The sequence below is a fragment of the Mariniflexile litorale genome, assembly GCF_031128465.2.
Classification (GTDB): Bacteria; Bacteroidota; Bacteroidia; order Flavobacteriales; family Flavobacteriaceae; genus Mariniflexile; species Mariniflexile litorale.
The window spans coordinates 295020-307171 of the sequence record NZ_CP155618.1; the positions used below are offsets into that span (position 1 = coordinate 295020).

The 12152-nt window shown below is 34.4% G+C and carries 5 protein-coding genes; all 5 read right to left on the bottom strand.

Annotated features, from left to right (window positions below):
- Positions 1–7 precede the first annotated feature (7 nt).
- A complete protein-coding gene (locus tag QLS71_RS01285) occupies positions 8–3118 on the bottom strand; it encodes a SusC/RagA family TonB-linked outer membrane protein (RefSeq protein ID WP_308991344.1) in 3111 nt (1036 codons plus the stop codon).
- Between the two features lie 264 nt (positions 3119–3382).
- Positions 3383–6028 (bottom strand): glycoside hydrolase family 3 N-terminal domain-containing protein, encoded by a 2646-nt coding sequence (locus QLS71_RS01290; RefSeq protein WP_308991343.1) that lies wholly within the window; start codon positions 6026–6028, stop codon positions 3383–3385.
- A gap of 16 nt (positions 6029–6044) precedes the next feature.
- Positions 6045–8240 carry a GH92 family glycosyl hydrolase gene (locus QLS71_RS01295; RefSeq protein WP_308991342.1) on the bottom strand — a complete coding sequence of 732 codons (2196 nt, stop codon included), beginning with the start codon at positions 8238–8240 and terminating at the stop codon, positions 6045–6047.
- 63 nt (positions 8241–8303) lie between these two features.
- Positions 8304–9791 carry an alpha-L-fucosidase gene (locus tag QLS71_RS01300; RefSeq protein ID WP_308991341.1) on the bottom strand — a complete coding sequence of 496 codons (1488 nt, stop codon included), beginning with the start codon at positions 9789–9791 and terminating at the stop codon, positions 8304–8306.
- Between the two features lie 19 nt (positions 9792–9810).
- Positions 9811–12138 (bottom strand): glycoside hydrolase family 20 protein, encoded by a 2328-nt coding sequence (locus QLS71_RS01305; protein WP_308991340.1) that lies wholly within the window; start codon positions 12136–12138, stop codon positions 9811–9813.
- Positions 12139–12152: the final 14 nt, after the last annotated feature.

Sequence of the window (12152 nt, forward strand, 5' to 3'; positions counted from 1 at the left end):
TTTTTTTTTAAAAGTTGAATTTCACATTAAATCCAAAATCTCTAGTAGTTGGAATATTAAAAGATTCTATTCCTTGAAGGTTTCCTACACTAACTCCTTGTTCAGGGTCAAAGTATTCAGCCTTATTAGTAAAGAAGAATAAATTACGTCCTACAACTGAGAAATTAACACTACTAAAAGGTGTCTTATCTAATAACTTGTTTGGTAGTGAATATCCTAAAATTAATTCTCTTAATCTAATATTTGTAGCATCAAAAACAAAATCTTCGGCAGATTTAGGATCTCTACCAGCTACTTGAGACCAATAGTCTTCAGATGTAACAGATGTTGTGTTTTCAGAAAAAGTACCATCTTCATTATCAATAACACCATCAACTACAAAACCATCTCTACCAGCTAAAGTAATATCACTTACCCCAGCGCCGGCCATTCTTGCTTGAGAATATGAAATTGTTTCTCCACCAATACGGAAATCAATAAGAAAACTAAGTGTGAAATTTTTATAACTAAATTCGTTTTGCAAACCAGCTGTCCAGTCTGGATTAAAATTACCTGCTAGCACATCAAAGCCGGGAGTAAACTCAGGTAAACCACTGGTTTCATTAACGATGATTTGTCCATCATCATTACGTTTAAAACCACGGATGTATAAATCGCCATAATCTCCTCCTTCTTTTACAATAGTTTGAGCCAATCTTTCATAACCTGTTGCTAGATTCAATTCATCACGATCATCTAAAATGCTTAATATCTTAGTTTTGTAAGTAGCAAAATTTGCTGTTACGTCCCAAGAAAAAACATCAGTTTTAAAAACATTGGCATTTAAAACTAATTCTACACCTGTATTTTCAATTTCTCCTCCATTTACAACTTGTTTAGAATATCCTGAAGATTCAGGTACATTAATTGTAAATATTTGATCTGAAGTATTTGTTTTAAACCAAGTGAAATCTACTCCTATTTTGTTTTTAAATAAACGTGTATCTAAACCAAACTCTGTAGAACTAGAAATTTCAGGTTTAAGATTCGGGTTATTTAATAACGTAGAAGATTGTACAACACCTCCATTAAAACCATAATAAGTAAGTTGACTTTCTAAAAGATAGGGATCAGTATCATTACCAACCTGTGCATAAGAACCTCTTAATTTCAAGAATGAAAGTACATTGGACCTTATATCAAACATATCACTAACAATAGCAGATAAACCAACAGATGGATAAAAGTAAGATCCATTTTCTTTAGGTAAAGTTGAAGACCAGTCATTACGTCCTGTTATATCTAAAAACAAATAATCTTTAAAAGAAACTTGAGCTGATCCATATAATGAATTAACTTTTTTATGTCTATAATCAGGAGTCACAGTAGTACTTTGAAGGTTAGTTAAGGCAAAATAGTTTCTTCTACTTAATGTACCACCACTACTTAAAGAATTACTTTTTTGAACTAAAGCATTTCCACCAAGATTTACATTTACTTTCACATCTTCTCCTATTCCTTTATTGTAAGACAAAAGGAAATCAGAGTTTAATTCTGTTATTTCTCCAATTGATTCTGAATATGAACCAAAATCCTGATTAAGTATAGCCGTTGCTGCATAACGAGAAACTTTAGCTTTATTTGTGGCTTGATCTAAACCTGTTCTTACCATTAAGCTTAATTCATTCGTAAAATCATATGTCAAAGAAGCAAAAGTTATAATTCTATTTCTTTCATCTTCTCTTAAATTTCTTTTTGCTAACCAAAAAGGGTTTGCGCCAAGTGTCCCTAAAGTATTTGGGTTCATATAATTATACCTTAACTGTCCCGCATCATCAATATATTCAGAATCTTTGTATTGACTGTAAGGCATGTTTCTTGGCATAGTATAAACAGCTTCACCAATTCCACCTTCACCAGCTCCTACTGCATTATCGATTTTTTGCGAAATCAAATTAGTTTTAACATCTAATTTTAATTTATCAGTTAAATTACTGGTTAAACGTAAATTAACATTATGCCTTTCAAGCTCATTTCCTATTACAATACCTTCTGCTTCTGTATTTGTATATGAAAAATAGCCTTGAACCTTATCACTACCCATTGAAGCTGTTATGCTTTTAGACCAGTTATATCCAGATTTAAAAAAATCCATACCATTATTTGGTTGTGGGCTAAATGCATAAGTTGCAGGCCCGTCATAATCTGGGTTATGCTCTAATTGCCATGCAGAAACAGATTGTCCATTCATTTGTGGTCCCCAACTAGTCACACTTAAAGGATCATATATCCCGTCACTTCCTTGCCCATATATGTTTTGTTGGTTTAACAAATCATATGCATTTGAAAATGTAAGGTTAGAAGATACCGAAATATTTGCTTTTTCACCAGTTGACCCTGTTTTTGTAGTAATTATTATAACACCATTACTAGAACGCGATCCATATAAGGCAGCAGCAGAGGGTCCCTTTAATACAGATATAGATTCTATATCTTCAGGATTAATATTAGAAATACCATCAAAACTAGTAGTACCTCCAATATCTGTTAAAGGTGAAGAAACAGTATTATCCATAGGCACACCATCAATTACATATAGTGGCTGATTATTTCCAGTTAACGACCTGTTACCACGAAGGGTAATTCTAGAAGAACTTCCAACTCCTGATCCTGTTGTGGAAAAGTTAAGACCCGCAACCTTACCTGAAAGTGAATTTGCTACGTTAAGCGATCTAGCTTCTGAAAGTCCCTTTCCAGAAACTGTTTGAGCAGAATAAGTTAAAGCTTTTTTCTCTCTTTTAATACCTAATGCAGTTACAATCACTTCATTTAATTGTTCAGCATCTTCAGATAAAGAGATATCCATATTAGATGATCCGATAATTCCAACCTCCTTTGTTGAATAACCAACATAAGACACTATTAATGTTGCTGCTTCCCTTGAAACATTGATACTATAATGTCCATCGAAATCAGATGAAACCCCATTAGTTGTTCCCTTAACAACAACACTTGCTCCTGGTAGTGCAATACCTGTCGAAGCATCAGTAATTATTCCTGTCACTGTAGTTTGTGCTTTAGCTGTCTGAAAGCTAAATAAACAAAATACAAACAGTAGTTTTAATACATTTTGAATCATAAAATTAGTTTTTGAGTTAATAATAGTTTTTCATTTTTAAAAAGTTAATAACATGTTAAATCTATAAATCTATTATGTTACTAATATATTATTTCGACCAATGACAAATTTGAAAAGGTGTTGGTTTAATTTTAATACTTTATATATATAATACAAAACACGTTTTTTTAAATAAATCATAATTTATACCTAGATACCATAAAAAAAAGAAGATAGATCTAATAATTTAAACCCATCTTCTTTAAGATAATAAATTATGGCATATTATTTTACCACAACAAATTTTGCGTTTAATACATCTCTACTATTTCCCCCTACCATAACGTAGAATTCTCCGGGTTCTACAACACGTTTCATGTCACGATTCCAAAGCGCTAATTCTTCAGGGGTTAATACAAATTCTATATGTTTGGTTTCTCCTTTTTTAATAAAGACTCTTTCAAAACCTTTTAATGTTTTTCTTGGTGTTGTAACACTACTTGTCACATCATTTATATACAACTGTACAACTTCATCACCATCATAATTTCCAGTATTTTTTACATCGACAGATACTTTCACGCTACCATCAATACTAATTTCTGTAGTACTTAATGCTAAGTTAGAATATTTAAAAGTTGTATAACTTAAACCATCACCAAAGGTATATAATGGGTTTTCGCTTTCACTAACATAACGGTGAATTGCAGAGGGTTTCTGGTTGTAATAAATTGGTAATTGCCCCACAGATTTTGGGAAAGAAATTGGTAACCTTCCGCCTGGGTTATAATCTCCAAATAGCACATCGGCCACAGCTTTCCCTCCTGCTTCTCCAGGAAACCAAGCTTCTAAAACTGCAGGGATATTTTCGTTAATCCAATTTACAGAAAGCGGTCTACCATTTAATAGCACACAAACTACAGGCGTACCTGTTTGTTGTATAGCTTCAATTAATTCCTGCTGCATACCATGTAAGTCTAAAGTTGCCACATCTCTGTTTTCTTCTACTAACTCTCTCGATTCTCCTAAAACTACAACAGCAACATCGGCTTTTTTAGCTAAATCGATAGCCGGTTGAAAGTTTACTTTTTCTAAATTCCAACGTAAGTGCGCTCTTGCGCCCCAACCGCCTTCCCACATTTCTATGCGGACTTTATATTTTTTACCAGCTTCTATTTTCTTAGGCGTCGTTACCATGTTGGTACTTCCTTTTGTCCAGTTATCGATAACTAATTGGTCATCGACCCACATTCTAATACCATCATCAGAACTTAAACCTAACCAACCATCAAACGATTTTTCAGATTTAATAAAACCGGTCCAACGAATAGAAAAATCGTCATCGTTAACTCCATTTCCTGGAGACCATGGCCAATCGAATTCTAATTCATTATCAATTCTGGTTAAAACAGGCTCGCCTTCTACGTTTCTATCATTAAAATATTCACCTTTTAACCCGTTTGAAGATTCATCTGGTGTGAATAAAAATTCAGAAGGAATAATTTGTCCTTTTACAATTAATGAAACCCCTTCTTCGTAAACTACATTTGCCTTATCGCCAACAACTTGTTTTATACCTTCAAAAACCGTAGTTGCCACTTTGTTCTTTACTGAATAACCACCTAATCTAGATGCGTTGGCGTTCGGACCAATAACAGCAATCGTTTTTAAGTTTTTATCTAGTGGTAAAGTGTTGTTTTGGTTTTTTAATAGCACTATAGATTTACGACCAGCCTCTAGTGCTACCGCTTGGTTTTCTAAAGAATGAAAACGTTCTTTAATAAGATTTTTATCGGTATATGGATTTTCGAATAAGCCTAATAAAAACTTTAATCGTAACACACCTCCAGCAGCTCTATCGATATCTTCCATAGATAGTTTGCCTTCGTTCACCAATTCGATAATAGACTTTTGCCAGAACTCATTTGAAAAATCGTAGAACTGCATATCTACACCAGCAGACACCGCTTGCTCAATACTTTCTTTTGGAGAGCCCGCCACGTGGTGTGTGGTTTGTATGTATTTTACAGCTCCTAAATCTGAAACCACAATACCTTTAAATCCCCATTCGTCTCTTAAAACATCGGTTAATAACCAATGGTTAGCCGCACAAGGAATACCATCTAACTCAGAATACGCACACATAGTACCTAATGCGCCTCCTTTTTTAAATGCTTTTTCGAAAGATGGCAAAAAGTCTTCTCTTGCAGCACGTTCGCCAATTAAAACAGGTGAAGAATTTCCTCCGGCTTCTGGCACACCATGCACTGCAAAATGTTTTGGTTCGGCAATTATAGATCTATCTGAAGTTAAATCGTCGCCTTGCATACCTTGTATCATAGCAACACCTAACTCACCCACTAAATAAATATCTTCACCAAAGGTTTCGGCAACTCTTCCCCAACGTGGTTCTCTTCCTAAATCTAAATTTGGTCCTAAGCCAAAATGAACACCATGTGCTCTAGCTTCGGTACCAATAACGCTACCTACTTTTTTTAATAATTTGGTATCCCATGTGGCACCTAATCCAATATTCATAGGGAATGCTGTGCTTCCTTCATCTAAATAACCATGTAACATCTCGCACATAATAAGAGCAGGAATTTCCCAACGGTTACTTTTAATAACATTTTTTTGAAGTTCGTTAATCATTTTTGCAGAACGCGGATAAATATCGTGAATCGCTCCAATTCCTAAATCTCCTAATCGTTTAGCAGTTTTAGCTTTCGAAAAATCTTCGTCATTTTTAAAATATTCGCCTTTGTACATATCCATTTGGCGTACTTTTTCTTCTAAACTCATTCTACTTAATAAATCGGAAACACGATCTTCAGTAGGTGATTTTTCGTTTTGATATGGATATTTTTCTTGCGAGAATCCTAAGGTGATAAGCCCTAGAATAGCGATGATATTAAGCGTTATCTTTTTCATTTTTTTCAATGTAATTTTAATTTTGAATCACTTTTAGCGTTGTTCCATTTACAAAATCGTCGTGACTCATAAAATAGCTATTTAAAGGTTTTCCATTTAGCTCGATACTTTTTATAGCACCATTTGTAAGCGTTTCTTTTTCAATAGTGATGGTTTCGTTTTTATAATATTCTGTATCTAACTGAATTGTTATTTTATCGAAAACAGGTGTTGAAATTGTATAAATTGGCTGCGCTGGAGTTATTGGGTAAATACCCATCATGGAATATACTAACCACGCCGACATAGTGCCTGTATCATCATTTCCAGGTAAACCTGCAGGTTTATTTTGATAATATTCTTTTATTAATTTTTGAACTAAATTTTGCGTTTTGTATTCTTCGCCTTTTATATAGTTGAATAAATATGGATAAGCAATATCTGGCTCGTTGGCCATATCAAACTGATTTTTATCAAAAACTTCCTGTAGTTTTTTACTGAAATTTGCAGAACCGCCCATAAGTTTAATTAAGCCCTTTGTGTCGTGGCCAACCATAAAGGTGTACTGCCAAGCGTTACCTTCTATAAAGCCTAAATTCTTTTGAAAATTAGCCCCATATTCTGGATTATATGGTGTAAGCCAAGAGCCATCATCATTTTTAGGACGTAAAAGGTTGAATTCTTTATCGAATAATTTACGGTAGCTAAGTGCGCGTTTTGAAAATAATTTGTAGTCCTGTTTTTTACCTAAGGCTTTTGCTAATTGCGCTATAGCAAAATCGGATGTGTTGTACTCTTGCGTTGTAGAAACCGAACCACTTTCGATAGTTTTTGTGGTTAAATATCCTTTTTCAATATAGTCTTTTAATCCTGGTCGTAACGGGTTATTTTCTATTTGCGTTGCACTTTTTAACATGGCTGTGTATGCTTTTTCTACATCAAAATCTTGTATGCCTTTTAAATAGGTGTCGGCAATAATAATACCTGCAGGATCGCCAACCATAGTGGTTGTTTCAGTGGCATTTAATTCCCATTTTGGTAACCATCCAGACTCGTCATAAATTTGCAACATACTTTTAACCATATTCGATTGTTGCTTTGGGTACACCAAACTCATTAGCTGATGTAAATTTCTGTACGTATCCCATAAAGAAAAGGTGGTATAGCGCGTACCATCTGTTTTAAGGGTTTCCCTTGTTTTTATTTTTGGGTATTCACCATTAAAATCATTTAAAGTATTTGGGTGAATTAAGGTATGATATAATGCCGTGTAAAAAACCGTTTTATCATCCTCGGTGCCCCCTTCTACTTTAATTCTTGATAAATATGAATTCCATTCTTTTTTAGAATCGGCTAGTATTTGATTGAAAGATTTATGCTGCGTTTCTTTCTCCAAATTTTCTCGTGCATTTTCAATACTTACGTACGAAACACCAATTTTCATTTCAACCGTAGTTGGCTTATCGAAATTGTAACGCATATAGGCACCAATACTGTCGCCTACAACTTCTTTTGTATAGCCTTTTTTTAATCTGGTTTTACCGTTGTAACCCATCCATTGGCTTTCTAGACCGGTATGTGTTTTTGGCTTTTTCCATACGCCAAATTCTGGAGCAGCTTCCGAAAAACGAGCTACAAAATAAACAGGATACGCTTCCTCTGCCTTATAATAACAAAACGAACCTACAGAGCGAATACCTTCTATTTCGGTAGGAGAAACGACTTTTATCATGGCGCCTTCCTCGTTGGTTAAGCCTAAGCCTAAATTTAATAAAATGTTAGATTCTCCTGCTGGAAAATGGTATTTGCTAACCCCAACGCGTGTTGTTGCTGTGGCTTCAACTTTAATATTATATTTTTCAATGTGATTGGTGTAGTACCCAACCGAAGCTTCCTCGTTGGTATAGGTAGAACCGTATTTTTTGTAATCCGTTTCCAAAGCACCTGTAGTAGGCATTGCTAAAATAACACCCAACTCTGGGCAACCCACACCACTAATATTGACATGGCTAAAACCTGTTAATAAGGTATTTTCGTTTACATAAGGTGTAGACCACCAACGACTATCTTTTTCGAAAGGTAAATTTTGTGGGCCAGCAACATTAAAAGGCGATACATTGGCCATACCTCTAACCGCAATAGGCCCTGGATTTGTAGTGCCAAAGTTTGAAGAGCCAATAAATGGATTTACATAACTAGTAACGTCCTGCGCTTGAGTAAGGGAATAACTCATAAAAGCCAATGTAAAACAGGCTTTTATGAGTTTGTATTTAGTGTTTAAAAACATAGGTTGTTTTTATCTGTTTATTTTATTAATTTTTAAAGTCCAAGCTTCTTTACAAGGTAAATTATTTCTTAAAGTTTCAGGAATTATTACTTTAAAACCTTTATCTAGTTTTTCCCATTTTAACTTTGTTTTAGACCCTAGCATTGTAATTTTAGCGCCTTTTTTAGGAGCGATAGAGGTTACCGTAATTTCCGATGGAATTTTAGTTTCACCTTCTTTAGCCATGTACATTAAAAACACATTACCCTCTTTATTTTGAGTCATGGCAATGTTATTTTCTTTAAAAGGGGCGATAGGTTTTGTGTTGTAAATAGCAGCACCGTTTACTTTTAACCAATCGCCATAAGCAGCTAGTAAATCGTAAGCGCCTTGTTGCCAAGTTCCATCTGGCCCAGGTGCCACATTTAGTAATAAATTACCACCTTTTGCAACCACATCAATTAACATATGAATACCTGCTCTACCCGATAAGTATTTAGCGTCTGGTGTGTACGACCAGCCACCACCAGAAGTAATACAAGACTCCCAAGGGTAAGGCAATGTTTTTTCTGGCACTCTATTTTCTGGTGTTAAATAGTTTTGGTTTTTACCATGTACAGCTCTATCAACCACAATTAAACCTGGTTGTTTTTCGCGGGCTTTTACCACCAATTCGTCCATTTTAATATCTTGGTTTACAACTCTATGCTTAATAAAACCATTATTAGATTCATTTTCTAAAAATTTAGAACTATATCCAGCTTTAATTTCATTTTCTGGTGTTTTAGCAACCCAGCCACCATCGAGCCATAAAATATCTACTTTACCGTAATCGGTTAGTAATTCTAAAATCTGATTGTGTGTAAAATCGGTATATTTTTGCCATTTTTCAGGATATGTAGACGGATCGTAATTTACATTTCTATCAAAAGGAGGAAAGTACGGATCCCAATAATTCTTATGGTGCCAATCTGGTTTAGAAAAATATGCACCAATCCACATATCTTCTGCTCTAAAGGCGTTAAAAACTTCTTTGGCAATATTAGCTCTTGGGTTTGTGCTAAATGGCGTTTTGGGGTCTGTAACTTTATAATCGGAATACTTGGTATCAAACATATTAAAACCATCGTGATGTTTGGTTGTGAAAACCATGTATTTCATACCGGCATCTTTAGCTGCTTTCGCCCATTTTTCAGGATTAAAATTAGTTGGATTAAAGGTTGTTTGTAACGCTTCATAATCTTTTACATACTGATTATAATTTTGAGGATCGCTACCTTTTGTACGCTCGCACCAACCATAATCTTCAGGGCATAACGACCAAGACTCTACAATACCCCATTGGCTGTAAGTTCCCCAATGCATTAATAATCCGAATTTTTTACCTTGCCATGCGTCTAAGTTTTCTATTACTAATGGGTCGGTTTCTGGCACGTATCTTTCATCTTCATAAATGGCCTGAGAAAATAGTTTTACCGAAACCAATAGTGCTATAATTGCTATTCTTTTTTTCATCATCTTTTTTTATTTTTCTTTTTTAATCTACTAAAATTTCATCTACAAACAACCACGTCCCACCCCCGTTTGGAGCCTTTTTTAAATTATTTGCTATTACCTTTATATAACGTGCCGTGGTTTCTTTAAAACCGATTTCAAAATCAAATAAATCAGCATCCGAATTTGTACTAAATGCACGTTCTGTTTTTCCCGCTTCGGTATAATTAACCCCATCTTGCGAAACTAAAACAACTACTGAAGTTGGGAAATAGATGCCGGCACCTTGGTTTTCTATAGTCCCTACCACAACTTTTTGGAGGGTTTCTTGTTCACCTAAATCGATAACAACCTCCATATCATCACCTAACCAAGCTTGCCACTGGCCATCATGAAAGTTTTTTGAACCTCTTATGACATTAACAATATTTGAAGGACCATCACCTTTATAATTTTCGTTAAAGGGTGTCTTGAATTTAAGTTTTTTGCCAAATGCTTTATGAAATTTTATAGTATCTGTAAATATTTTACCAATTGGTTTCCCTTCTTTAAATAAAGAAGCCTTTAGAATCGTTGTCTCTTTTATTTGAATAGTATCCGTATACTTTTTGGCATTCGCATCTAGTTTTAGATCACCCAACACATAACGAATATTAGCATTTGGAAATTCATTTTCTAAAGAAATAAGTATGTTTTTTTTATCCAAATTTGCAAATGAAGACGACGTAACTAAAAAGGCACTTTTTGCGTAATTAATACCTAAATTATCATAACGTTCAAATTGTGTTTCCAATCGTTTAGAAAAATTTTCCCAATTACGAGATGTTTTGGTGCTCCACAACGTTTCTGATAAAGCAGCAAGCCTTGGAAAAATCATATATTCCGAGTCTTCATTTGTTGTTATGTATTCAGACCATAAATTTGCTTGTCCGCCTAAAACATGATTAGCTTGTGTTTCAGTCATACCTTCAACAACTGGATCAAACTGATAGACTTTACTTAATGGTGTATAGGCATTAAAGGCTGTAGGCTCTTCATTTTGTGGCCCTTGATAAAAATTGAAATAGCAATGTGATTCTGGTGTCATGATAACATCGTGCCCTTGTTCTGCAGCTTCAAAACCACCCTTAGTACCTCTCCAACTCATCACGGTAGCTTCAGGTGCTAAACCACCTTCTAAAATTTCGTCCCAACCAATGAGACTTTTCCCTTTAGAATTGATGTACTTCTCAATTCTTTTTACAAAATAACTTTGCAATTCCTCTACATCTTCTAAGTCTTCCTCTTTAATTCTTTTTTGGCAATGCGGGCATTTTTCCCAGTTGGTTTTGGTGGCTTCATCACCTCCTATATGGATGTATTTGGAAGGAAAAATGGTCATAACTTCATCTAATACATTTTCTAGAAATTCAAAGGTACTTTCTTTTCCTGCACAGTAAATATCGGTAATTGGCCATAACCCACCTGAGGGCACAGCTATCGATTTTCCATAACAAGATAATTCAGGATAAGCTGCAATTGCAGAACTTACATGCGCTGGCATTTCTATTTCAGGAATAACTTCAATGTTTTTAGCTTGAGCATAAGCAACAATTTCTTTTAGTTCTTCTTGAGTTAAAAAACCACCATATGTTCCTTTTTCATCTGGACTATTAGTTTTTCTGCTATTCCAGGCAACATGTTCTTGGTCTACTCGAAAAGCGCCAACCTCAGTAAGTTTTGGATATTTTTTTATTTCGATTCTCCAACCTTGATCGTCCACTAAATGCAAGTGCAAAACATTCATTTTATGCATGACTAAACGATCTATTGTTTTTTTGATATACGCTTTGTCAAAAAAATGACGCGATATATCTAGCATTAAACCTCTGTGTTGAAATCGAGGTTTGTCTTTAATAGTTAAAGCAGGAATAACCCAATTAGCCGATGTTTCTGAGCTATTCTCAATAGCTGTAGGTAACAATTGGCGTAGAGTTTCTAAACCATATATAAAACCAGCATCTTCTTTAGCTGTAATGGTGATATTATCAGAACTAACTACTAATTCGTAAGCTTCTTTTTCGAAGGTATTGTCCTTCTTAAATTGAATAAAATTTTTATTTGGTGTTGTTGAGACCGTTTCAATTTTGAACCCTGCTGCTTTTTCGAATTTTTTTATTAAAGTCTTAGCAACCTCTTTTATACCTTCGTTTGATATAACAAATTTAGTAGCGTTTGAAAATTCAAACACACCTTCAGTAAGTGTTAATTCTGCAGGTTTTGGAATTATATTAATATCATTTTCTGTAAATATTTTTTGTTTTGAACAAGCACTAAAAAACATTAGTAATATTAGTCCAAAAATCTGATATAATCTCTTTATACTATTCATTTTAAAAGCGGTGG

Coding starts and splice junctions, on each gene's coding strand:
- QLS71_RS01285 (WP_308991344.1), bottom strand. CDS start 3,118: ATGATTCAAAATGTATTAAAACTACTGTTTGTATTTTGTTTATTTAGC.
- QLS71_RS01290 (WP_308991343.1), bottom strand. CDS start 6,028: ATGAAAAAGATAACGCTTAATATCATCGCTATTCTAGGGCTTATCACC.
- QLS71_RS01295 (WP_308991342.1), bottom strand. CDS start 8,240: ATGAGTTATTCCCTTACTCAAGCGCAGGACGTTACTAGTTATGTAAAT.
- QLS71_RS01300 (WP_308991341.1), bottom strand. CDS start 9,791: ATGATGAAAAAAAGAATAGCAATTATAGCACTATTGGTTTCGGTAAAA.
- QLS71_RS01305 (WP_308991340.1), bottom strand. CDS start 12,138: ATGAATAGTATAAAGAGATTATATCAGATTTTTGGACTAATATTACTA.